Origin of the sequence: Paenibacillus sp. KS1, assembly GCF_001680695.1 — a bacterium.
Lineage (GTDB): Bacteria > Bacillota > Bacilli > Paenibacillales > Paenibacillaceae > Paenibacillus_B > Paenibacillus_B suaedae.
Window position 1 is genome coordinate 1 of the sequence record NZ_MAIS01000034.1, and the last position, 24843, is coordinate 24843.

Consider the following 24843-nt stretch of genomic DNA (forward strand, 5'->3'; position numbering starts at 1 on the left):
TCAAAAGCGGACTTTTTGAACAACCTCTAATGACCTTTGCTGCTTGTTATGATCACTATATTCACGGGTTGCTGGGATAATGAAACGAGAGATGCACGCGCTCATTGAACTGAGGAAGCAGATTGAAGATCGGCTCATTCATTTAGGTTTGAGGTCTGGCAAGCAGGATGTGATACAATACAAGGTACTTAATTCTTATTTCATGAGTAACTTGAGGAAGTAGAAAGGGAGGTGCATGCAATGACAGCAGGCTCCAAGGAAGACGTAGAAGGACTGAAGGAGATTGGAAGGATTGTAGCATTGGCCATCCAAGAGATGAGGAAGAATGCACGTGCAGGCATGACGACAAAGCAACTGGATGAGATCGGTGGGGAAGTGCTAAAGCGTCATGGTGCTGTATCCGCACCGATGAAGGCTTTTAAATTTCCTGGGCATTCTTGCATCAGTGTGAATACAGAGGTTGCCCATGGGATTCCAGGCAAGAAAGTGCTGCAGCCTGGTGATTTAATTAATGTAGATGTATGCGCGGAAAAGAACGGCTATGTTGCGGATTCGGGCCAGTCGTTCCAACTTGCTCCTCACAGCACGGAAATTACGGAACTGTGTCAATACACGCATGATACGATGATGAAGGTCATCTCTTCATTGAAGCATGGAGTAAAGCTGAACACGATTGGGAAAATGTTCGAGGAAGCTGCTGATCAAGGCGGATATACCGTAATTCAAAACTTGTGCTCCCATGGTGTGGGGAGAGCTGTGCATGAAGAGCCAAGTATTCTGCCGATTTACAATCGACTCGATACAAGAATCCTGAAGGAAGGCATGGTTATTACGATCGAGCCATTCCTTTCTACAGGCGCGGACTATGCGGTGAAGCAGGCAGACGGCTGGACATTAAGCACGCCTGATGGCAGTGTAGCTGCGCAATTCGAGCATACGATTATTATTACGAAGCAAGATCCGATCATTATCACAGTTGCATAGAAGCATCAGAACGATCTAGACTTTCGTCCGGTAAGAGGACGATAGTTCTGGATCGGTTTTGTTTTTACTCGTAGAGTAGGTTCTGACTGTGACACAATCCGTGTTTTTCAAGAAGAGGGGGAGCAGGACAAGGAAGGCGTGTTTGACATGAAACCAATAGGTGTCATATAATGAACACTAACATGAAACCAAATGGTTTCGTAATAATGTCGATCTCGTTAGCACATGCTGACAGATATCGAATAGTTGGAGGAATAACATCTATGACAAATCATGCTTCTCAATCATCTCTCGATATTCAAAAAACAATTACATTGCAAGCACCGATCCAGAAGGTATGGGATGCGGTAGCTACTTCGGAAGGCATTGCAGCCTGGTTCATGCCGAATGATTTCCAGCCTGAGCTTGGCTACGAATTTCACCTGAATGCGGGCCCCTTTGGCAACTCGCCATGCAAGGTTACAGAACTCGATCCTCCGAACCGCTTGTCATTCCGCTGGGGGAAGGATTGGACATTGACATTTGCCTTGGCTGAAGTTGATGGGAAGACGGAATTTACGCTCATTCATTCTGGATGGGATCCGGAGGGGATTACGGAGTTCGGCGAGACGCATACAGTTGTACGCGAGCGCATGAACAATGGCTGGGACGGATTGGTTCAGAAACTTCGTTCCATCATCGAGGCGTAAGATGGGGTCATCTGCACCGAAGCATGATGTGTTCCAAGCGATTGCTGATCCTACACGCCGCAAGCTGCTGCAGCTGCTCGCAGATCAGGAACTTCCTGTCACGGTGATTAGCGGACATTTCCCGATGAGCCGGACTGCCGTATCCAAGCATTTGCGTATTCTGGCCGAAGCGGGACTCGTTAAGGATCGGAAAATTGGCAGAGAGGTTAGATACCGGCTGGATCCGGATCCACTGCTGGAATTGAAGCGTTGGCTAGCCTATTATGATCGTTATTGGGATAACAAGCTGTCTATGCTCCAGCATTATGTGGAAAGCTCAGGTGATTCAGGTCGCTCTGAAGGTAATGTCGGAATACAGGAGCGACTAGACAGCAGTGAGGAATAATACTATTGGTTAGATCGCTAATGCAGGATATTCCTTACAAGTAATTTCTGCATGAAGGAAAGAACATCATCAACCGCAGTGACCTGCTAAGTAGCGAGCAGGATGCTGCGGTTATTTTTTTGTTGACAATCTAAAATAGACTTTTTCTAACAAAAATTTGAAAATAACCGATATATACAATGTATGACTTTGAGGGGTGGTGTGCACTTATTTTTGTCCCAATGGGAGCGATTCATTTACATGGATCGTTATCTTGTGGATGTGGGTACTGTGCTGGATGTTCTGTTATCAAAGTCATATCCGGCATTCCTGCTTCTCGATATGATTACATCATTAGTTAGATGTAAAAACCTAATGATGAGGTCGATTGAGATGGAAATAAAACAAGGGCAAGGTGAAATGCTGCCATCACCTTCGCGCCGTAAAGAGAACCACAAGCAGGAAGGGCCAAGAATCACACGAGAAAAACGGACTGTTCTGCTCATGCTCCGCATATATTGTCATCATCATACACTGGAGATGAATTCACATTCCGAGAACCGTTCAGAGCAATACGGATTATGCCCTAGCTGCGCTGAATTGCTTGCCTATGCTTGGAAGCGTCTTACCTATTGCCGCTTCGGAGAGCGCAAGACGACATGTGAACGGTGTGCGGTTCATTGCTATAAGCAAGACAAGCGTGATGCCATCAAACTCGTCATGCGGGAAGTAGGCCCTAAAATGCTGGTTAAGCATCCGATTGTTGCACTCCGTCATGTATGGGATAACCTTCGCGCCCCTGAAGGTGGTAAATAAAATCCCCCACCTCAGAATGCCCTATAGGATCATATTTGTTAGTGGAAAAACAGCAATAATTCAGATAATATATAATCGTATCGAATATAGTTAAAAATTGCCGAAATGTGGCTTGAAGGAGCGAACGTCATGTTGCGACGCTATACGATTATAGGAAGTATAAATATGCTGTTATCCGTCGCTCTCGGTGCATTCGGAGCGCATGTCATGAAGGGGTTGTTGACACCTGAGCGGATGGCTACTTTTGAAACAGCTGTTCAATACCATATGGCGCACGCGCTTGGATTGCTTCTTATTGCGATATTGGCGGATAAATTGGCGGATCAGAAGAAGGTCGCATTGTCAGCTCGGCTGATATGGATCGGTATTATTGTGTTCTCTGGTAGCTTGTATCTGCTGTGCTTCACAGGAATTAAAATGTTAGGAGCGATTACACCGATTGGAGGAGTGGCATTCATCGCTGGTTGGTTGATGCTTGCTCTTGCTGCTCGTCGATGAGTGTTCGTACTGACTCCAACGCTGGAAGGAAGATACTTAGTGAGTGACCGTAAAGTACAGAATGAACGGCAATTGCAGAAGCGGGATCGCTCAATTCGATATGCTTTATATGTAATGGCTGTCTCTTTAATTACGGCAATCGTATGTACGGGGTGGGCTGTGCTGCAGTTGGAGGGATTGGCGCGATTGTGGGTGCTGATTCTGCTTACAGCGATGCTTGGATATGCTGCAGCTGCTAAGATTAGATCCTCACACTATCAACGGTTTGGAGTAGCACATAATCTGATTAGCACGATTGAGCCGCAAGCTGTCTCTGTTCAGCCAACATGGAAGTCTTATTACGATCACCTGCCTGTTCCTATGCTGTTTGTCCGTCAAGATGGCAAGGTTGTCGGCATGAACCCAGCGTTCCAAGAGGTAACCGGGTTCGATGGCTCGCTCATCACTATCGGACAATGGATGGAGGAACAAGCTTGCTCGAAGCTGATTCAGGCCATGGATCAAGTAACAAGCGGGGGCGAGATCGAGCTGGAATTGGTCGGATGCTCGAAGGATGGCTTCCCGCAAGACTGGCTCATTCGAATGACGCAGCTTCCCGGACTGACTCATTGCCCAGAAGAGGAAGCCATTTTCTCAGTAAGTCTTCGAGACGCGAGTCCAAATCGATATATGGAAGAACGGATTCGCTACATGGCTTATTATGATGATATGACCGGCTTGCCGAATCGTCGAATGTTCATGCAACGGCTGGAAGAAGCGCTAGAGATGGCTGCTCATGCCTCGTTTTCTATTGCGGTGCTGTACATGGATCTTGATCGGTTTAAGCGCATTAATGATACATTTGGTACTGATTTCGGCGATATGCTCCTCATGCAGATTGCCGACAGACTGCTGCGCTCGATGACTGAGAATGATGTCATTGCTCGCATGGAGGGGGATGAATTCATCTGCTTCATGACGAACGCAGGATCAGAGGAGGAAGTGAAGGGGCGTGTACGCCAACTGTTGTCGGTGTTCGAGGAGCCGTTCGAATTGAACGATATCCCCGTTCATGTGACGATGAGCATAGGCGTGAAGCTTATTCATGAAGATATGCGCATTCATGATGCAGGTCTGGCCGTTCAGCAGGCAGACTACGCTTTGTCTCGGGTGAAGGAACTGGGGAAGAACGGATATCTATTCTTCGTTCCAGAGATGAATGATCGTCCGCTTGAGCGTATTACACTGGAGCATGACATGCGCAAGGCGCTGACAAGAGGGGAATTCGAGCTCTATTACCAGCCGCAGGTAGATATGTCGACCTACCGAATTGTCGGGATGGAGGCACTTGTGCGCTGGAACCATCCGGAGCGAGGTCTCATTCCGCCAGGAGAATTTATCTCCTTGGCTGAAGAGAATGGCTTCATTGTAGCCCTCGGGACATGGATTATGGAAGAAGCCTGCAGACAGAATAAGCAGTGGCAAGATAAAGGCCTTGAACGTATACCGGTATCCGTTAATTTGTCAGTAAGGCAGTTCGAAATGAACAATTTGACGGAGACGGTACAGGAGGTACTGCAGCGAACAGGGCTCGAACCGCAATACCTTGACCTGGAAATTACGGAGAGCATGACGATGGAAGTATCGCGTGCGTCACAGACCTTGCGCAAGTTGAAAGATATGGGCGTAGCGATTAGTATTGATGATTTCGGAACGGGTTACAGCTCACTGCATTATTTGAAGAACTTTCCGATACACCGCCTCAAGATTGATCGCTCCTTTGTGCGTGATTTGCAGCAAGATCCGAATGATGCTGCCATCGTATCGGCGATTATTGCACTTGGGCACAATATGAATATGCAAGTTATTGCAGAAGGTGTAGAGACGAAGGAACAGCTTGTCTTCTTGCAAAATAATCAATGTGACAATATACAGGGCTATTACTTCAGCCCTCCGCTGCCACGCAGTGGGTTCGAATCTCTGTTCCGCAGATATTCGCTGCAATCAGGAAGCGATGCAATGCTTCGTACATAAGTGAATAACAGATATGCAACAGCCGCAATAGGAGTCGACTGATCTGACTTCATTGCGGCTGTTGTTGTTTGTTCATGTGTTATTGAGTTTAGGGCTGCATATCTTCGATCTCATTCAGGTTGAATGCGTACACTTGCTTCTCATCAACATGGTATACGTTCAGCAGCTGATTTGAGGCGTCATAATTGAGGATACGGCAGGGGAGATTCAATGTGATGCCTTTTCCTTTGTTAATGCGCAAACGTAATAAACGATTCTGTTCGATGTAGCTTCGGAGCTGATTCTCGACATCTTGAAGCTTGGCATCATTGGATTGCTGTTGGCTCGGCTTCTTATATTCGGTAGCTGCGGTGCGTGCTGGCTTGTTCATAGTGGCCATTGATGCTGGTGATTGTGCGGCCGCACCCCGCTTGTTATTTGTTCTCGGTGAGGAATTATCCACACGATGATCAGCAGCTGCGGAGCTTGAATGGGCTGCGCGAACTGCCAGCTTGCCAAACGGTGACTGCTTGATATTGCGCTGCTGCATGGCTTCGGCAAGCTCCAACAAGGAACCGAGCTCATTACCGGATTGAACGCGTGAGTCCAGTACGTCGGGGTGTTGATGCAGCAATTGCAGCAAAGCTTCTAGCGCAGCCACGTTGGATTCGCCTTGTACAAGGATGTCAACATTGAACTTGAAGACGGATTGTTGAGATGAAGTAGGATAAAGCATTGTCAGTAATTCCTCCAACCTGGACATTTTGCCTAGATAAATACATTATAATACGGTATAAATTCCGACAAATATAGTTCTTTAGAACTAAATATCATTTTGCGGGCTCATACGCGCCAAAAAGACGGCGACTGCATAAGATGATACCATCCTGTGAGTCAGAAGGAGGCATTCAAAGTGATACGGTTGATACCCATGGAAATTGGTGAGAGAACCGTGCTAGGCGTTGAAGTGTTGCTGCCCAAAACGACACTTTTGTCGATCTCAACCGATAAAGGCTATATTATGTGCGGTGCGCTTGATGTAGGGCTGCTCAATACGAAGCTGCATGATCGAGGGATCATCGCAGGACGCGCAGTCGGGGTACGGACACTGGAGCAGTTGCTTGAAGCTCCGCTTGAATCCATCACTCACGAAGCTGAGCGTCTCGGTATTACAGTTGGCATGAAGGGCAGCGATGCTTTGAACCTCATGTTCTAAGGCACTTCTAAATTAAGCTGTATGATCAATGCGCAGGGGACGCATAATATTGAAGTATTCCGATGTTTTATGTATCAAGCGTCATAGCTGATTTGAAGCAGCTTGCGTTACACTTATGACCTCTAGTCCTTATGGGACGCCGTGTTGCGATGATTCATTTCACGTGGACACGGGTACATATATATAGTAGGCCAGCAGAATAAAGTTGCAAGGAATCGATGAGAAATAGGGTAGAAAAGATTGGCAAACACCATTTGTTCAAGAAAGACTTGAAAAATAGTTAATATTAACTTAGAATTATTATTAATAAGAAATTGATATCAATTAGGAGGCGTTTTGATCATGGCAAATAACGAAAAACTTCAATCTCTGTTGAATCAACAAGTAGCGAACTTGAATGTATTGTATGTGAAGCTTCATAACTACCATTGGTATGTAAAAGGTCCTCTGTTCTTCACTCTGCATGAGAAGTTCGAAGAGTTCTATAATGAAATCACAGCGAAAATGGATGATGTTGCGGAACGCTTGCTTACAATTGGCGGCAGACCATATGCTACTGTGAAGCAGTATTTGGAGCATACAACATTGCAAGAAGCGACAGGCAGCGAAACAGCAGAAGAAATGGTGAAGCAGCTTGTTAAAGACTTCAATCAATTGATTGAAGAATGCGGCGAAGCTCAAGAAGCAGCGCAAGCTGCAGGGGACGAGCCTACAAATGACTTGTTCATCGGCATTCAATCTGACCTAGAGAAGCATGTATGGATGTTGAATGCATTCCTCGCGTAAGGAATGGCGAATACAAATTTCGATACGTAAATGAAAATCATATAAGCGCATCCTGAAAAGGGTGCGCTTTTTACTGAAATTATATATAAAATTGGGAAACGATGATGCTCTAGCAAATAGGGCGCTTCTATCTAGAAATAAGGGGCTGTTATTCAAGAGGTATAAAGAGAGAGGACAGGGCACTGGTTGATTTATACAAATGATTGTTTTAAAATTATATTGAGAATCAATGATAATCATTTTATAATGATTATAATGTGATAAATCTTATAGCGTGGATAAAGATTACTTGTTCTTTCAGTATACATCTTTTCTACAAATCCATCAATCTGGAGGTTACAACACAATGTCAACTCAATTCGTCATTAATGGTTTGAAGGCGACCATTGAAGGTAAAGAGATTCTGAAAGGAATCAACCTTGAAATGAAGGGCGGCGAGGTACATGCTATCATGGGTCCTAACGGAACTGGTAAAAGTACACTTGCTTCTGCTTTGATGGGCCATCCTAAATATGAAGTAACAGAAGGTTCTGCTACATTGAACGGTGAAGATTTGCTTGAGATGGAAGTTGACGAGCGCGCTCGCGCCGGCCTATTCCTTGCTATGCAATATCCAAGCGAGATCGCAGGTGTAACGAACTCCGACTTCTTGCGCAGTGCAATCAATGCACGCCGCGGCGAAGGCAACGAAATCTCCTTGATTAAGTTCATTCGCCAAATGGAAGGCAAAATGAAAGAACTTGAGATGAACGAAGAGTTCGCTCATCGTTACTTGAACGAAGGCTTCTCCGGCGGGGAGAAGAAACGTAACGAAATCTTGCAAATGATGATGCTCGATCCGAAAATCGTAGTATTGGATGAAATCGACTCCGGTTTGGATATCGACGCCTTAAAAATCGTTGCAAATGGTGTAAATGCGATGCGTAGCGAAGAACGTGGATTCTTGGTTATTACGCACTATCAACGTTTGCTGAACTATGTGAAGCCTGACTTCGTACACGTTATGATGCAAGGCCGCATCGTTAAATCCGGCGGACCTGAGCTGGCTGAGCGCCTTGAGGCAGAAGGCTACGACTGGGTGAAGGAAGAACTCGGCATTACAGACGAAACAGTTGGACAAGACGAGTAATTCATTCTAGCAAACGATTGACAGGAGGAGCGATAGACCGATGAGCACGAATACGACATTGCCAGTGAGCCGTGAAGCGGTCGCAGCGCTTTCGAGCCGCAAGAGTGAGCCGGCATGGCTTGCTGAACTGCGCTTGCAGGCGTTGGATCAAGCAGCGGGACTGGATTATCCGATATTTGAGAAAACAAAAATTGAACGTTGGGATCTTAGTGCATATGGTGAACATGTAGAGGGTCAATTGGCATCTACATTTGCTACTATTCCAGCAGAAGCTCGCAATATTTTGACAGGGGATGAGTCTTCCGAGCAGGTTGACAACGTGCTGGTTCAGCACAATTCCAGTGTTATTTATCGTCAGCTGCAAGCTGAACTGGCAGCGAAGGGTGTTATCTTCACAGACTTGGAGACAGCAGTTCGTGAGCATGAGGATCTGGTGAAGCCTCATTTGATGCAAGCTCTGAAGGCTGATGAGCATCAGCTGGCAGCTGTGCATGCTGCAGTATGGAATGGCGGCGTATTCTTGTACGTGCCTAAAAATGTAGAAGTTGATATTCCGCTTCAGGCTGTATTCTATACAGACAATGCGAAAGCTACATTTGCACCGCATGTATTGATCGTGGCGGATGTGAACAGCCGAGTTAACTACGTAGACAACTACGTATCCGGTTCTTCCACTGATGCTTATGTTCATAATGGTGTAGTAGAAGTATTTGTTAAATCCGGTGCGAAAGTAACTTACGCATCTGTGCATCATTTGGATGAGAAGGCTACAGATATCACGATTCGTCGTGCAATTGTTGAGAATGACGGCCGCATTGAGTGGATTGTTGGCGAAATGCACAACGGTAACGCTGCGTCCGAGACGAACTCGATCCTGAAGGGGAACGGTTCTACTTCCGATACAAAAGTAATATGCGTAGGAAATGGCGAGCAAAAGCTGAACATTACGACGAAAGCCGTACACTTCGGCAAGAGCTCTGACAGCCAAATGATTACGCGCGCGGTTATGCGCGAATCTGCTTCTTCGATCATCAACGGGATTACGAAGATCGAGAAGGGAGCAACAAAAGCGAACGGTGAGCAAACCGAGCGCGTGCTCATGCTGAGCCCGAAAGCTCGTGGTGACGCCAACCCAATCTTGCTTATCGATGAGGACGATGTAACAGCGGGTCATGCTGCTTCTGCTGGTCAAGTGAATCAGGAGCAAGTACATTACATGATGTCGCGCGGTATTGCTCGTGAAGAGGCGGAGAACCTGATTATCCGCGGCTTCTTGGCGCCAGTTGTAGCTGAGCTGCCAAGCGAGCATCTGCAGCAATTGCTGAAGCGTTACATTGAAAGGAAGCTGGGACAATGATTGGACGCGAGCTTCGTGAGCAATTTCCGATACTAAATCAGGAAATTAATGGTCATCCGTTGGTGTATTTAGACAGTGCGGCAACTTCACAGAAGCCGAGGTCCGTAATTGATGCGATACAAGCGTATTATGAGAAGGACAACTCGAACGTACATCGCGGCGTCCATACGCTCGGTTCCCGGGCGACAGACGCTTACGAAGGTGCGCGGGAGAAAGTTGCCCGGTTCATTAATGCGGCACGCACGGAAGAGATTGTGTTCACACGCGGGACGACATCTGCGCTTAATCTCGTTGCATCGTCCTATGGACGCAGCGTATGCGGTGAAGGCGATGAAATCGTAATTACGCAAATGGAACACCACAGCAATTTCATTCCGTGGCAGCAGGTCGCGAAGGCGACAGGGGCTACATTGAAATTTATCCCGATGCAGGAAGATGGCACACTCCTGCTGTCTGATGTGGAGCAGACGATTACAGATCGGACGAAGATTGTATCGATTGCTTATGCATCCAATGTGCTCGGAATCGTGAATCCAGTGAAGCAGATCGCGGAGATTGCACATCGTCACGGTGCTGTAATCGTAGTTGACGGCGCACAGAGCACACCGCATATGCGGATTGATGTTCAGGATCTGGATTGCGACTTCTACTCATTGTCAGGGCATAAAATGTGCGGGCCGACCGGAATCGGGGCATTATATGGGAAGATGGCGCTGCTCGAGAAGATGGAACCAATCGAATTCGGCGGTGAAATGATCGACTTCGTCGAGTTGTATGATTCGACATGGAAGGATGTACCTGCACGATTCGAAGCAGGAACACCGATCATTGCGGGTGCTGTTGGACTTGGCGCTGCGATTGATTTCCTGAACGAAGTAGGGCTGGACAATATTCATAAGCATGAAATGCAGCTGGGTGCCTATGCAGTCGAGCGCTTGTCTGAGATTGAGGGAATCTCGATCTACGGTCCTCGCAGCGAACGGATCGGGCTCGTTACATTCAATTTGGATGATGTCCATCCTCATGATGTAGCTACTGTTCTGGATGCGAAGGGGATTGCGGTACGTGCCGGACATCACTGCTGCCAACCACTTATGCGTTGGCTTAAGGTAAGTGCAACGGCGCGCGCAAGTTTCTACTTGTACAACACGGAAGCAGACATTGACCGGTTGGCGGAAGCCTTGCGGGAAACGAAGGAGTATTTCAGCGATGCAATTGGATGATCTGTATCGCCGAGTCATCATGGATCACTACAAGAAGCCGCGCAATCGCGGCACGTTCGAGGATGACACGGTTACGGTTGACTTGAACAACCCGACTTGTGGAGATCGCATATCACTGCAGCTTAAGCTGAACGATGGCATTGTTGAGGATGCCAGATTCACAGGCGAAGGCTGCTCGATTAGCATGTCTAGTGCGTCAATGATGACAGAAGCGGTTAAAGGTAAGACGTTGGAGCAGGCACATGAATTGGCTGAGCGATTCTCTGCCCTGGTAAAAGGCGAGGACGCTGCGTTTGATGAATATGAAGATATCGAGGCTCTGTCCGGCGTGAACAAATTCCCGGCTCGCATCAAGTGTGCGACATTGGCTTGGAACGCGCTGCGCAAAGGGATCGAGAAGCCTGAATAGGCGATCAAGTGCGAGGTTCGCACGAAGGAGGTACAACAACAATGGCGAAGAAAATGCCTGAAATGGAAGAATACAAGTATGGCTTTCGCGATAATCACCAAGCAGTCTTCCAATCCGGTAAAGGGCTGACGCCGGAGATCGTTACCGAGATCTCCCGTATTAAGGGTGAGCCTGACTGGATGCTGGAATTCCGCTTGAAGTCGCTTGAGCAATTTAACAAAATGACAATGCCTCGTTGGGGCGGCGATTTGGATGAGCTGGACTTCAACGACATTCAATACTATGTGCGTCCTTCTGAGAAGCAAGGAAAGACATGGGAAGAAGTTCCGACTGAAATTAAAGAAACATTTGATAAGCTCGGTATTCCGGAAGCGGAACAGAAGTTCCTTGCCGGTGTATCTGCTCAGTATGAATCTGAGGTTGTCTATCACAGCATGCAGAAGGATCTCGAAGAGCAGGGCGTAATCTTTATGGATACGGATACAGCGCTTCGTGAGCATCCGGAGATTTTCCGTGAGCACTTCGCATCTGTTGTTCCTCCAGCGGACAACAAGTTCGCTGCATTGAACAGTGCAGTATGGTCGGGCGGAAGCTTCATCTACGTGCCTAAAGGCGTGAAGTGTGAAATTCCGTTGCAAGCTTACTTCCGTATCAACTCCGAGAACATGGGTCAGTTCGAGCGTACGCTGATTATCGCTGATGAAGACAGCTTCGTGCACTACGTTGAAGGCTGTACAGCGCCTATCTACAGCACGAATTCCCTTCACAGTGCGGTTGTTGAGATTATCGTGAAGAAAAATGCGCGTGTTCGTTATACAACAATCCAAAACTGGGCGCCAAACATCTACAACCTGGTTACAAAGCGTGCCGTTGCGGAAGAAAATGCGAACATGGAGAGGGTTGACGGCAACATCGGCTCCAAGCTGACTATGAAATACCCAGCTGTCATCTTGAAAGGCCGCGGGGCAAAAGGCTCTGTGTTGTCCATTGCGGTAGCAGGTAAAGGCCAGCATCAGGATGCGGGTGCGAAGATGATTCACTTGGCTCCAGATACAACGTCGACAATCATCTCGAAATCCATCTCGAAGCATGGCGGTAAGGTTTCGTATCGCGGCTTGACTTCGTTCGGTCGTGATTCTGATGGTGCAAAATCAAACGTAAAATGTGATACGTTGATCTTGGATAACGAGTCTACGTCCGATACGATTCCATACAACGAGATTCGCAACGACAATATCCAATTGGAGCATGAAGCGACAGTATCCAAGGTATCCGAGGATCAGCTCTTCTATCTGATGAGCCGCGGCTTGACTGAGGATGAAGCGACTCAAATGATCGTTATGGGCTTCATCGAGCCGTTCACGAAGGAGCTCCCAATGGAATATGCCGTTGAGATGAATAGATTGATCAAATTCGAAATGGAAGGCTCTATCGGTTAATGACTGCTTCTGCAGTCTGCAAATCGGCCTAACCTTCATAAGATTGAAGTCACATACGTGCTCATTTGTTTGCTGTACATGTACAGCAGGCAGGAGCACGTATTTTTTTGTGTGCTGATCGGCCTTATTGCGTTTCATTCCTCATTGTCTGTTCCCGTTTTTGCTGTATCCGCATGGTACACCCCAAATATGGCATACTAATCCCTATGCTGATGTTCAACTTGCTTGCAGCGGGTTCGCATCTATGTTATCTCACTACGCAACAGGAGGATTGGAAATGGTGGACCCTATCCAACAGGAGCGAAAGTTGCGGCACATTCGTCGCAAGCACAGATTCCGTATCATGATGTTATTAGGCTGTATGGTAGTATGTCTGCTTGCACCAGCCAATGCACATTCTATGTCCGTAGCATCACAAATCGACACCCATCATGAGAGTGCGCCAGCTCGCAGAGATCGTGCCTATTATGAAGGGCGAGGAGATATCGTCCGGGAAGTGCCGTCTGCCGGCAAGCGGATTGCACTCACATTTGACGATGGTCCTGATCCAACTCGCACTCCGGTTATCTTAGACCTGTTAAAGCAGTATAATGCCAAGGCTACCTTCTTCGTCGTAGGATGGAGAGTAAAGTCGCACCAGGAAATAGTGAAGCGCACAGTTCGTGAGGGACATGAAATTGCGAACCATACGTATCATCATAAATATTTTCGCAAAGGTGTAACGAAGGCCGAGATTGAAGAGGAAATTATGAAGGCGCATCGAGTGATTGAAGAGGTAACAGGTACGCCGCCTCAATTGTTCCGGCCACCTGGCGGGTATTATAATGAGCGGCTTGTAGAAATTGCACGGGAGAAGGGGTACCGCGTTATTTTATGGTCGTGGCATCAGGATACGAAGGATTGGCGTTCGCCAGGAGTAGATCGAATTGTCAATAAGGTGCTTGGACATGCAAGAAACGGTGACATTGTACTGATGCACGACTTAGTAGAAGGAAGCACACAGACCATTCAGGCGCTGAAGAAAATACTGCCCGAATTGAAGCGGCGGGGCTATTCATTTGTCACCGTTTCTGAATTAATGGCATATCGGGTTAAGGCGAAGACTTCCTAAGTTCATTTGTTCAGTCAGGCTAGAAGGGTTCATACCCAGCGAAAGACGCCGTAAGTGTGTTCATCATCAGGCACACAGTAAGTTACATGCACACTTCTTCAATATGAAGATCGCGGCATTGTGTCAAATCAACGAAACGATTATCAATTTGCACGAGCGGCCGGAAAAATTCAGTCTGATGATTCATGATGATTGTTCCGGTTCGCCCGTCGCTTAGGCGTGCCTGCTTATGGATGAAGTTAGGCAGCATATGGCGAATGAAGGTATGAACAATGTGGGGATCAAGTCCGCTGTAGCTCATCGAATCAAGCTCTTTCAGAACCGTAAATAAATCCTGCTTGTCCCGATAAATTCGTGTAGACGTCATGGAGCTATACACATCAGCAACTGCGATGATACGTGCTGTCGGATGGATCTCCTGCTCAGCAGCACCATAAGGGTAACCGCTTCCATCTAAGCGTTCATGATGCTGGAGGGCCGCCATCGCGAGCCAATTGTCGCTATAGGAGGAACGGACGATTTCATAGCCGATCACAGTATGCGACTTCATCTCTTCGAACTCCGAGCTCGTCAGCTGTCCAGGCTTGAGTAGGATCGACTTGTGAATGCGACTCTTGCCGATGTCATGCAGAAATCCTGCCTTGCATATGCGCTCCGCATCCTCTTCTCCGTAATGCATCCACTTGGCCAAATAGTAAGACAGCATGCCGACCTGTACGGAATGCTGGTACGTATAATTATCCTTCGAGTCCAGCAGAAGCAAGAGGGATACAACATCACGCTGCTTCTCCATCTGTTGAATAAGCGGTGTGATGGACGATTGTACAAGCTCATCCTGCAGAAATCCGTGCTGGATAACATCCTGAAAGATGCTCTCCACATTTCGAGTTGCCTCCATGTAGCCTTTCTGCATTTCCTCATGAACGATATGATTTGAACTTGGCGGCACATTGATCTGGGATGGGGATACAGCCTCTTCATCGGTGAGTGGTCTTGCTTCGATGTCTACCATATCCATGTGATGACGAATAAGTAGGGCGATGTCCCTATGCTTCATAACGGTTCCAGCAGACAGAACCAACAGCCCTCTATCATTGAAAATATCCTTCGTGAGAGTGTCCCCTTCGTGAATTTGCGTGACATGAATCCGCACCAAATGTCTCACCCTTCTAGTCATTTTGTACTACATGTATCATTTATCATATCAAAGCCAGTCCCAAGATAACAGTAACATTTTCCAGGAAAATGTGAAGAATTGGTGCTGAAATGTTCCCTCTGCTCGTATACAAAGAACAAGATACTTTGTCCGAACGTGAAATGCTCGCAATCATTCAAATCATCATGCTGAGTATTTCTACGTATGGGGGAAATGAGGGGTTTAGCCATGTTCTATGTCATTGTTGCAATTGTACTGGGCATCGTGGAGGGACTGACAGAATTCATACCTGTCTCATCAACAGGTCATATGATATTGACGACGAAGCTGATGGGGATTGAGGAGCAGGCCAACTGGCTCAAGACATTCGAAATTGTCATTCAACTGGGGGCGACCTTAGCCATGACGGTTGTGTATTGGGATCGCATATTGGAGATGCTGGGATTGCGCAAGCGAACCGTACAGCAAGGACATGTCATCTGTCCTCGTCTGAATCTGCTCCATGTCATTATTGGAATAGCGCCTGCATTAGCGGTGGCCTATGTAGCGAAAGACCATATTAAGCAATTATTTGACAGCACGGAAGCGGTGTTATGGGCGCTTGTAGTCGGCGGTGCATTTATGTGGTTCGCAGAATGGTATGGGTCTCGCAGACAACCCTCGGCGAACACGATCGATGAAATTAATTATAAGCAGGCCTTTTCAATAGGACTCTTTCAAATATTGTCTGTGCTGTGGCCAGGGTTTTCCCGATCAGGCTCTACCATGTCAGGTGGTATGCTGAGCGGTGTCAGCTACCGGGCGTCTGCTGATTTTTCCTTTCTCATTGCGATTCCCATTATGTGTGCGGCAAGCGGCTATGAACTGCTCCAAAATTATAAGATGTTTACACTCGATATTTTCGCTTTTTTTGTACTTGGTTTCTTAGTATCCTTTGTTGTAGCCTATGTGATTGTTGTTGCCTTCCTCAAGCATATTCAGCGGATTAAGCTTCGTCACTTTGCGATTTATCGCTTTGTTCTCGCAGCATTGTTCTGGTACTTCATGATGTAGCAGAAAGGAATGTACGGTAGTGACTCGCTAGTCTATCGAGAATTTGATATGATTAATTCGATGCATTTTAAGTGAATGTAAATATCATAACTTCAGGGGTTGACTCTGCTTGCGATGGGTACCTATACAAGCGTGCCGGGCTGGCATGCGATTAGCAAAACAAATATATAATGAAGAAGGTCTAGTGCTGCTCAAGGAGCAAGTAGAGCTTAATACCGCGTATATTCAGCGCTTGGAAGCGATGGGCGTATCATACGTATATGTAGAAGATGATCGGACAGAAGGTATTCATGCGCCGGATGTGTTGAGCGATGAGACACGAAGGCTGGCTAATATGACGATTCGCAAGCAATTCAAGCAATTGATTGATGAAGGCATGACACGGAAGCGTGCTGCCTCGAATTCTACATTGAATCGCGAGTTTTTCGATGTATTGGATGCCATCATTGGCGATTTGTATGGCAACCATAAGGCGATGGTAATGCTGAATGATATGCAGACAACTGATCATTATTTGTTCCGACATTCCCTTAATGTGTGTGTATATACGACCCTGCTAGGACTTCATCACGGATATCCCCGCAATGAACTGCGGACATTGAGCATGGGGGCGCTCCTTCATGACATTGGCAAGACGCAGATTAATCTCGAAGTATTGAACAAGCCAGGTTCATTGTCTGATGCTGAATTTGCACATATGAAGCAGCATGCGGAGATAGGATACCGCATGTTGAAGGATGAGCCGAACATTCCGCTTCTCGCAGCGCACTGTGCTTATCAGCACCATGAGCGGTTGAACGGTTCTGGCTATCCGCGCGGCATTAAGTCGCCGGATATTCATGAATATGCGAAGTGGATTGGGATTACGGATTCATATGATGCGATGACAACCCATCGTGTATACCGTAAGGCAATGCTTCCACATGAAGCACTTGAAATTTTGTATACCGGATCAGGGACACAATACGAGCAGGGTATGCTGGAATTGTTCAGAGACCGTATGGCTGTCTATCCGATAGGAATGTCCATTCATTTGAATACAGGCGAGACATGCGTTGTTGCCCGCATTCATGCTGAGTGTCCACAACGACCAGTTGTAAGAGTACTGTACGACGCTGATGGCAATCCATTGAAGACCCCTCATGAGATCGATCTATCCAAGAAACTCCACGTTATGATCGTGGGCTATCACGCAGCTGATTAATAGCGCGTAGGCAACACACAAACGAAGCAAGTAAGCTCTGCAATTATTCATTATTATCATCATATTCCCTTTATTCAGTCTACAAGTGAGCAGGGGGTTCTACACGTGAGGGAAACAGCCAGAACAGGTTGGTTGTGGCACTGGGGAACGAGGATGTATCGTTGGCGTCATGGGGTATTGATCATATGGACGCTTCTATTTGCAATGGCTTCGGTATTGGCTATACAAGTGCCTTCCATGCTTAAGGATAATGGGTTTACGCCGACAGGAAGCGAATCTTATGTAGGATATGAGCTGCTGCGCGATGGGCTTGGTCTCTCTTCTACGACGATGGATATTGTCTATGAGAGCAGCGACGGCAGGTCGCTATTGACGAAAGAATCGATACAGCAGATTGAACGTTCCCTTACTGAATTGAAGCAGAATTCATCCGTCGGTGACGTTCAGCTGCGGACTCAGGATAGAACGGGAGTGCGTAGCGATGTAGTTGCTGCACATGTCCGTCTTAATATGGATACGGATGAAGCGCTGGATCGGTATACCGATCTGCGTAAGCTTATATCCGACATTCCGTTCGCGAAGGCCTATGTGACTGGTGCGACACCGGTCTACTATGATATTCAGACTGCGAGCAAGAACGATATTGTGAAGTCGGAACTAATCGGACTTCCAATCGCGCTGCTCGTCTTATTGTTCGTCTTCGGAACATGGCTTGCGGGATTCCTTCCGCTCATTGTCGGGCTGTTCAGTGTGACAACTACGCTCGGGATTATTTATGGAATTGCTCAGCTAACAGATACGTTAAGCAATTTTTTGCCGAATATGGTGTCCATGTTGGGACTAGCTGTTGGCATTGATTATGCGCTCTTCATTGTAAGCAGGTTCCGAGAGGAGCTTGCCAAGCAATCTTCTGTTGAGCAGGCTGTCGCCATGACGGCGCAGACCGCGGGTCAGTCAATTTTATTTTCTGGTGTTGCGGTGCTGATCGGCTTAATTGCTATGCTGTTTATTGATTTATCATTGTTCCGCTCGTTGTGCATTGGTGGAGTTATCGTAGTCATGATGTCAGTCACAGCGGGGAACACGCTCCTTCTGTCACTATTAAGTGCACTCGGCGATAAGGTGAACAAGTTCCCTATCATTCCTGCCCGGTGGAGGAGTGCCGAGAAGACGAGTGGCAGTGAACTATGGAGCCGTATTGCACATGGAGTGATGAAGCATCCCGTAGGGATCGTTCTGCTGCTCACAACTGCATTGGCTGCTTGTGCATGGCCGATAGGCAGTATGAAGATTGGGATACCGGATGCAGAGATGCTACCGCCGAAGTACGAATCGCGCTACGGTGCAGAATTGATGAGAGAAGCGTATGATGAGCAGGCGTTGAATCCAATTCAAATCGTTGTGGAGACGGACAAGCCCTATTCTTCTATCGAGACGATACAAGCGATACAGGGGCTAACATCCCGTATTCGACTTATAGAAGGTGTAAAGCGTGTTGACAGCTATGTGGATGCATTGGCTCAGTTGAATATTACAGGAGCTGAAGCGCAGGCAGCGGCGTTGTCCCGACCAGAGGTGCGTACGCAGATGGAGGCGAAGATGCCGCTTCATGACAAGATGCTTGTGGTGCAAGTGATTTTGAGGCTCGACATGAAGGGTGATGCTGCGTTCAAGTTAGTGGACGAGCTGCGCCAGATAGATTCAGGTTCGGGATTGAGCAGGAAGTATGTAACCGGTGGGCCTGCGGTTCAGCATGATATCATTGAACGCATCACGACTGCGCTTCCGTATGTGATCGCGTTTATTCTTATCGTGACCTACATCGTGCTCTTCGTCGCATTCCGCTCGGTTCTTCTGCCGCTGAAGGCGGTCATCATGAACATGCTGAGCCTTGGCGCAAGTCTTGGCATTGTCGTCCTTGTCTTCCAGCATGGCTATTTAGCTGATCTATTGCATGTAACGTCTACAGGAATGGTGGTGGCGATGCTTCCTGTCATCATTTTTTGTGTCGTGTTCGGCATATCTATGGATTATGAGGTGTTCTTGCTGTCACGGATTGCGGAAGAGTATGATCGAACGAAGGACAATGAGCACAGCACCGCTCAAGGGCTGATGAAGACAGGCAGTATTATTACAAGTGCTGCCTTCATCTTGATTGTTGTTGTTGGTGCGTTTATTTTCACCGATAACGAGATGATGAAGGCTATCGGGCTTGGGCTTGCAGTATCTGTATTTTTGGATGCTACACTCATACGAGTTCTGCTCGTTCCCGCATTTATGAAGCTGATGGGGCATGCCAATTGGTGGGTCCCGAGCATGTTTCGACGCAAGGAAGGGCGAAGTATGCTATAAATAAGTAAGCAATTATTTTCTGCAATAAAGATTGTAAGCAGGCAACTAGAAAGTTAGGTGGAATGAATCATGAATCAATTGCAAGCGGAGAAGGCAGCGAATACGGAGCAAAGAGGAACAGTAGGTCTTAAAACAATTAGTCCAGCCTACGATCCATGGGATCCGATTCGTTCTTTGCAGCAATATGGCCGTCATCTATTGACGAGTGTGGAAATGACTGTGGCCCAGGCATGCAATATGCGCTGCGAGCACTGCGCAGTAGGACACACACTCGTCGCAAATGAGCCTCCCAAGCTGCCGCTTGATCTAATGCTTCAACGGCTTGAAGAGGTTGAGCACTTGGAGACGATAAGCATTACCGGCGGTGAGCCGATGTTCCACGAGAAGACGGTCAAGGAGTATATCGTTCCTCTGTTAAAATACGCACGTGAGCGCGGGATACGTTCCCAGATCAACTCGAACTTGACGATGGACATGCGCAGATACGAGATGGTTGCTCCCTATTTGGATGTCATGCATATTTCATTCAACTACACATGTATGGAGGACTTCCATGCAGTCGGCTTCACGCACAGCAGCCACGAAGTCAAATCTGGGGCCGCAGGTCGACTGTATGAGCGCATGATTGAGAATACACGCAAGCTGAGTGAGGCAGGCATGTATATTTCCGCGGAATCGATGGTCAACTATCGGACGCATGACAAGTTAAGCGAAATTCATCAGATCATCGATGAAATGGGATGCAAGCGACATGAGGTTCACCCGATGTACCCGAGCTCCTTCGCGGAGAACTTGCCGGTGCTACCAATCGAACAATTGCGTACCTCTATTCATCGGTTGCTGGATACTCGCAATAAGGACATGTGGATGTTGTTCGGCACGCTGCCGTTCTTCTCCTGTAATTCCAATGAGGAGGATCAAGCGCTGCTCCGCCGCCTCCATAGAGAACCAATGGTGACTGTGCGCAACGATCCGGATGGCCGCAATCGATTGAATGTCAACTTGTTTAGCGGGGATATCTATGTTACGGACTTTGCAGATATTCCGGCGTTCGGCAGCATCTACTCAGGCAAGCTTGACGATACATTCAATGCTTGGCTGAATGAGCATCCACTCTCCAGAACGGTGGATTGCCATTGTCCGCAAGCATCCTGCTGCGGGCCGAACTTGCTCGTTGCGGATATGTACTATCGAGGTGTTAATTTCAAAGAACGGACAGCTGTGATGTCTTAGTTCATCCATAAGGAAGCGGGTGGGTTCATTGTACCCACCCGCTGCTCTTAACGGGATTGCTGCTCCAAATGATTCGCAATCAGCTTACCATGATGGCGGCCAGACTCTATAAATATCTCATTGGCATCCCGGCCTGATGAGATGACTCCAGCTACATACAATCCAGGGACATTCGTCTCCATCGTATCAGGATCGAATACCGGTTTCTCGCGATCGCTCTGCAGCTCAATTCCGCTAGCAGTCAGCATCGTTCGATCCGGTCTGAATCCGGTCAAGGCGAGGACGAAGTCGCTTTCGATGACATCCGTGCCCCCCTCATTACGCTCAATATGAACCTTATCAGGTTCGATGCGTACGACCCGAGAATGATAGTGCATGTCAATATGTCCCTTCGCGATCATACTCTCGAAAATGGGACGTACCCATGGCTTAATATGAGCAGTTAACTCATCACCGCGGTATACAACCGTCACCTTAGCTCCAACTCGCATAAGTTCAAGTGCAGCATCAACGGCTGAATTGTTGCCGCCAATAATAACAACATTCATTCCGGCATAAGGGTGAGCTTCTTGGAAATAGTGCGAAACATGCGGAAGTGTCTCCCCTGGGATCCCAAGCATGTTCGGATGATCAAAATACCCTGTTGCAATGACTACATAACGCGCGCGGTGCGAGCTGGATAAGCCGCTGCGTGTCGTAGAATGAACGGTGAACGTGCCATCCTCTTCTTTGTAAACATGCTTCACTTCTTCATAAGATCGAATTCGCAGCTCATATCGCTCCGCAACTTTGCGGTAGTAGACAAGTGCTTCATCCCGGTAAGGCTTGTCGTGCGGGCTGGCGAATGGCATGCCGCCGATTTCTAGCATTTCCGGTGTACTGAAAAATTGCAAATGGGTAGGATAACGATATATTGAGTTCACAACACAGTGCTTCTCAATGATGAGCGGATTCATACCAATCCGTTGTAATTCTATAGCAGCGGACAGTCCACATGGACCCGCGCCGATGATGATCGCCTGTTCCAATTGATTCGCCTCCGTATGACTAGTTGGTTGCTGTGTAATCCAGTGCCTAGTATATTCAACATCCTTATCATATCGAACGTGAAAGGAAATGGCTATCCTCATCCTGACATATTGATTACAAAACATTTACAATATTACTAATGATTCGACGATCGATGTTGTGTACAATGATGTATAGTCTGTGCAATGACAACCATAGAATTGGAGGGGAAATAATGACTACATATTCTGACGTATCTCGAGCTGCGAGCACTTTGAAGCGCCCGGAGGCGATGATTTTTGATATGGATGGAACGCTGTTCAAGACAGAGACACTGTTGATTCCAGCCTACCACAGAACATTTGACCAGCTTCGCAATGAGGGACTGTTCGAAGGGCCAACCCCGCCGGAGGAGCGTATCTTAAGCTCTCTTGGTATGCTGCTAGCAGATATTTGGGAGCGTGTTATGCCAGAGTCCAGCGAAGAGGCAAGACTGCGCGCGGATGATCTGCTGCTCGAATATGAGTTGAAGGGCTTGCAAGAGGGTGGAACAGAGCTGTACCCGCAAGTGGTGGAAACACTTGCCAAATTGCGAGAAGCTGGTGTAAAGTTGTTTGTGGCAAGTAATGGGTTGGAAGAATATGTGCAAGGTGTAGCTGCTGCGCACGGATTGACCGAGCTATTCACGGAGCTGTATAGTGCTGGAGGACGGCAGACTTCGACGAAGGTGGAGCTTGTAGAGCTTCTGTTGAAGGAGCATGGTATCTCCTCAGCATGGATGGTTGGAGATCGCTCTTCAGACGTGGAGGCCGGCAAAGGAAATGGACAAACGGTTATCGGCTGTCAATATGCAGGTTTCGGTGCGGACGAAGAATTGAAGGGCTCGGACGTTCTTATCCATAACTTCGATGAGCTGCTGGAATTGTATGCTTCATCGGAACAATAACAACGATTAATAATCACTGAAGGGAAGACAATAATGAAGAAGTAACGTAAGCATGTACCGTGGTGGGCCAGACCGCCTCCATCGTTTATAGTAGTTGGACAAATGCGTACGCGCGTAACAACTTAAAACATGTGGAGGCTGATTGGAATGAGTAAACCTGAGATGGATGTTGCTATCGTATGTGGACCGGATTGTGATATGGAGACGCAAGCGCTTCGAGCTACCTTGGAGTACTTTGGGGCAAGGGTATTTATGTATTGGGTAGGAAGACCGAATGACTTTATCGATGTATTGTCCGGCAAGGATCTGTTCCCTAATACGGATCTCGTCATTTTGAACTTTCACGGGGACGAGGGCCGCTTCGTGATGCCTGAGATTGGGCACGAGGCATATGAGGAAGGGGAGCCGCACGGTGATTTCGGAAGCGAGGCAGTTCGGCAATTTGCCAAGCTCGGTGGCCGGACAGTCGTCTGCAACGGATGTGATTTGGGCAATAAGGAGATGGCTGAGGCATTCTTGGATGGCGGCTGCCAGACTTATATCGGACCTGATGATTATCCATATGGGAACAGTACGTTGATGTTTGTCACCCGTTTCTGTTATGAACTGATCCAGAACAAACGAAGCGTTCAGCAGGCTTATGAACTCGCTCGTGCCGCGGACGAAGATACGATGATGTATCAACTGTATACGAAGTAAGAGAGGAGATGCCGCACACTTGTGCGGCATCTTTGCCATGTATGTGAGCATAAATAGGGTTGACCCAAGTGGTGAGTAGGGGTAAGATGGATGGAAACTTTAGGGAGGCAGATGCAATGATTCGTATGATGAAACCTAAAAGATTGAAGCAAGGCTCGAAACTTGCGGTGATATCTCCATCGAGTGGACTCCCATACTTATTTCCAGAAACCTTCGAGCTCGGGCTGAGCAATCTGCGGGAGATGTTCGGATTTGACATAGTCGAAATGCCGACAGCTAGGATGGAGCCGACTGAACTGTATCGTCATCCTGAGCTGCGAGCGCAGGATATCAACCAATGCTTCGGTGATTCGAGCATCGATGGCATCATTTGTTCCATTGGCGGTTATGAATCGATTCGAATATTGCCTTATTTGAATACGGAAATCATAATGAACAATCCAAAGTTCATTATGGGATTTTCCGATGCAACGACGTTCCTCTCCTACTTGAACCAGCTCGGAATGATCACCTTCTACGGTCCATCGATTTTGGCGGGGATAGCCCAATTGCAGCATCTGCCTGAAGCGTATTCGGAGCATCTTCGTGATTTCTTCTTCTCGGATCAATTTCCATACAACTATGTCCCATATCGTCGGTGGACCAACGGATACAAGGATTGGGGCAATCTCGATACGCTTGGAGAGTGCCAGGAGTTTTACTCGAATGAGAATGGATGGACATTTTTGCAAGGAAGTTCTGCCCAGCAGGGTGAAGTATGGGGCGGCTGTATTGAAGTACTGGAATTTATGAAATCGACAGCGTACTGGCCTGATCCATCGTTCTGGGACAATAAGATTCTCTGCTTCGAAACTTCTGAGGAGAAGCCTTCACCGATGCATGTAGGCTACATGCTGCGCAACTATGGGATGCAGGGTGTGTATGAGAAGGCGAAGGGGATCGTGTTCGGTAGAGCCAAAGACTATAGTGAGGGAGAAAATAAACAATTGTACGACATTATCGTCAATATTGTAAAAGAGGAATTCGGTGCCGGAGATCTGCCGATTGTTGTGAACTTCGACTTCGGCCATACGGATCCGAAGCTTATCCTGCCATTAGGCGGAAGAGTGGAACTTCGCCCTCATACGAATGAGGTTGTGCTTCTTGAAAGTCCATTTCGTGACTAGATGCGAACAACCC

The 24843-nt window shown here is 47.4% G+C and carries 24 protein-coding genes; 21 read left to right on the forward strand and 3 right to left on the reverse strand.

What is annotated here, in order from left to right:
- Nucleotides 1-240 precede the first annotated feature (240 nt).
- From map to BBG47_RS13225, 6 genes are all read left to right on the forward strand, one after another.
- Nucleotides 241-984, forward strand: coding sequence for a type I methionyl aminopeptidase (gene map, locus BBG47_RS13200; RefSeq protein ID WP_065292094.1), 744 nt, complete (start codon nucleotides 241-243; stop codon nucleotides 982-984).
- 263 nt (nucleotides 985-1247) lie between these two features.
- Nucleotides 1248-1673: an SRPBCC family protein gene (locus tag BBG47_RS13205; RefSeq protein WP_021259039.1), complete on the forward strand. Its 426-nt coding sequence runs from the start codon at nucleotides 1248-1250 to the stop codon at nucleotides 1671-1673.
- 1 nt (nucleotide 1674) lies between these two features.
- Nucleotides 1675-2058, forward strand: coding sequence for an ArsR/SmtB family transcription factor (locus BBG47_RS13210; protein WP_065292095.1), 384 nt, complete (start codon nucleotides 1675-1677; stop codon nucleotides 2056-2058).
- A gap of 240 nt (nucleotides 2059-2298) precedes the next feature.
- Entirely contained in the window at nucleotides 2299-2853 is a 555-nt protein-coding gene (locus tag BBG47_RS13215) for a nitrous oxide-stimulated promoter family protein (RefSeq protein WP_368072449.1), read from the forward strand.
- Between the two features lie 129 nt (nucleotides 2854-2982).
- Nucleotides 2983-3351 (forward strand): DUF423 domain-containing protein, encoded by a 369-nt coding sequence (locus tag BBG47_RS13220; protein ID WP_021254156.1) that lies wholly within the window; start codon nucleotides 2983-2985, stop codon nucleotides 3349-3351.
- Between the two features lie 39 nt (nucleotides 3352-3390).
- Nucleotides 3391-5364 (forward strand): sensor domain-containing protein, encoded by a 1974-nt coding sequence (locus tag BBG47_RS13225; RefSeq protein ID WP_254659817.1) that lies wholly within the window; start codon nucleotides 3391-3393, stop codon nucleotides 5362-5364.
- Between the two features lie 88 nt (nucleotides 5365-5452).
- Here the strand turns inward: BBG47_RS13225 and BBG47_RS13230 are convergent, their stop codons facing one another.
- Nucleotides 5453-6079, reverse strand: a complete 627-nt coding sequence (locus BBG47_RS13230) for a hypothetical protein (protein ID WP_065292096.1) — start codon at nucleotides 6077-6079, stop codon at nucleotides 5453-5455.
- 177 nt (nucleotides 6080-6256) lie between these two features.
- Here BBG47_RS13230 and BBG47_RS13235 point away from each other — a divergent pair, with 177 nt between their 5' ends.
- From BBG47_RS13235 to BBG47_RS13270, 8 genes are all read left to right on the forward strand, one after another.
- Nucleotides 6257-6559 carry a YunC family protein gene (locus BBG47_RS13235; protein ID WP_021254153.1) on the forward strand — a complete coding sequence of 101 codons (303 nt, stop codon included), beginning with the start codon at nucleotides 6257-6259 and terminating at the stop codon, nucleotides 6557-6559.
- Nucleotides 6560-6901: 342 nt separating this feature from the next.
- On the forward strand, nucleotides 6902-7345 hold the full coding sequence (locus BBG47_RS13240) for a Dps family protein (RefSeq protein WP_065292097.1): 444 nt from the start codon (nucleotides 6902-6904) through the stop codon (nucleotides 7343-7345).
- 346 nt (nucleotides 7346-7691) lie between these two features.
- A complete protein-coding gene (gene sufC, locus BBG47_RS13245; protein WP_021254151.1) occupies nucleotides 7692-8474 on the forward strand; it encodes a Fe-S cluster assembly ATPase SufC in 783 nt (260 codons plus the stop codon).
- A gap of 40 nt (nucleotides 8475-8514) precedes the next feature.
- Entirely contained in the window at nucleotides 8515-9831 is a 1317-nt protein-coding gene (gene sufD / locus BBG47_RS13250; protein ID WP_065292098.1) for a Fe-S cluster assembly protein SufD, read from the forward strand.
- Entirely contained in the window at nucleotides 9828-11054 is a 1227-nt protein-coding gene (locus BBG47_RS13255; RefSeq protein WP_065292099.1) for a cysteine desulfurase, read from the forward strand. Before sufD ends, BBG47_RS13255 begins: the two co-directional genes overlap by 4 nt.
- A complete protein-coding gene (gene sufU / locus BBG47_RS13260; protein WP_065292100.1) occupies nucleotides 11041-11463 on the forward strand; it encodes a Fe-S cluster assembly sulfur transfer protein SufU in 423 nt (140 codons plus the stop codon). The genes BBG47_RS13255 and sufU overlap by 14 nt, the downstream gene beginning before the upstream one ends.
- A gap of 41 nt (nucleotides 11464-11504) precedes the next feature.
- Nucleotides 11505-12902 carry a Fe-S cluster assembly protein SufB gene (gene sufB, locus BBG47_RS13265; RefSeq protein WP_065292101.1) on the forward strand — a complete coding sequence of 466 codons (1398 nt, stop codon included), beginning with the start codon at nucleotides 11505-11507 and terminating at the stop codon, nucleotides 12900-12902.
- Nucleotides 12903-13179: 277 nt separating this feature from the next.
- On the forward strand, nucleotides 13180-14013 hold the full coding sequence (locus BBG47_RS13270) for a polysaccharide deacetylase family protein (protein ID WP_065292102.1): 834 nt from the start codon (nucleotides 13180-13182) through the stop codon (nucleotides 14011-14013).
- Between the two features lie 82 nt (nucleotides 14014-14095).
- Here BBG47_RS13270 and BBG47_RS13275 read toward each other — a convergent pair whose 3' ends face one another.
- Entirely contained in the window at nucleotides 14096-15166 is a 1071-nt protein-coding gene (locus BBG47_RS13275) for an HD-GYP domain-containing protein (RefSeq protein WP_065292132.1), read from the reverse strand.
- A 231-nt stretch (nucleotides 15167-15397) separates the two neighbouring features.
- Between BBG47_RS13275 and BBG47_RS13280 the strand changes: the two genes are divergently transcribed.
- The 4 genes from BBG47_RS13280 to yfkAB all read left to right on the forward strand — a co-directional run bounded on the left by BBG47_RS13280 (nucleotide 15398) and on the right by yfkAB (nucleotide 21011).
- Nucleotides 15398-16222, forward strand: a complete 825-nt coding sequence (locus BBG47_RS13280; RefSeq protein WP_065292103.1) for an undecaprenyl-diphosphate phosphatase — start codon at nucleotides 15398-15400, stop codon at nucleotides 16220-16222.
- A gap of 109 nt (nucleotides 16223-16331) precedes the next feature.
- Complete coding sequence (locus tag BBG47_RS13285) at nucleotides 16332-17426, forward strand: HD-GYP domain-containing protein (RefSeq protein ID WP_065292104.1); 1095 nt, start codon at nucleotides 16332-16334, stop codon at nucleotides 17424-17426.
- Nucleotides 17427-17531: 105 nt separating this feature from the next.
- Nucleotides 17532-19778, forward strand: coding sequence for an MMPL family transporter (locus BBG47_RS13290; protein WP_083189287.1), 2247 nt, complete (start codon nucleotides 17532-17534; stop codon nucleotides 19776-19778).
- Between the two features lie 69 nt (nucleotides 19779-19847).
- Entirely contained in the window at nucleotides 19848-21011 is a 1164-nt protein-coding gene (gene yfkAB, locus BBG47_RS13295) for a radical SAM/CxCxxxxC motif protein YfkAB (protein ID WP_083189289.1), read from the forward strand.
- Nucleotides 21012-21058: 47 nt separating this feature from the next.
- Here the strand turns inward: yfkAB and BBG47_RS13300 are convergent, their stop codons facing one another.
- Entirely contained in the window at nucleotides 21059-22039 is a 981-nt protein-coding gene (locus tag BBG47_RS13300) for a YpdA family putative bacillithiol disulfide reductase (protein ID WP_065292106.1), read from the reverse strand.
- Nucleotides 22040-22254: 215 nt separating this feature from the next.
- Between BBG47_RS13300 and BBG47_RS13305 the strand changes: the two genes are divergently transcribed.
- The 3 genes from BBG47_RS13305 to BBG47_RS13315 all read left to right on the forward strand — a co-directional run bounded on the left by BBG47_RS13305 (nucleotide 22255) and on the right by BBG47_RS13315 (nucleotide 24830).
- Nucleotides 22255-22965 carry an HAD family hydrolase gene (locus BBG47_RS13305; protein WP_065292107.1) on the forward strand — a complete coding sequence of 237 codons (711 nt, stop codon included), beginning with the start codon at nucleotides 22255-22257 and terminating at the stop codon, nucleotides 22963-22965.
- Nucleotides 22966-23112: 147 nt separating this feature from the next.
- A complete protein-coding gene (locus BBG47_RS13310; RefSeq protein ID WP_065292108.1) occupies nucleotides 23113-23664 on the forward strand; it encodes a delta-aminolevulinic acid dehydratase in 552 nt (183 codons plus the stop codon).
- A gap of 116 nt (nucleotides 23665-23780) precedes the next feature.
- The gene (locus BBG47_RS13315; protein ID WP_254659818.1) at nucleotides 23781-24830 is read left to right on the forward strand and encodes a S66 peptidase family protein; all 1050 of its coding nucleotides are present in this window, start codon (nucleotides 23781-23783) and stop codon (nucleotides 24828-24830) included.
- Nucleotides 24831-24843: the final 13 nt, after the last annotated feature.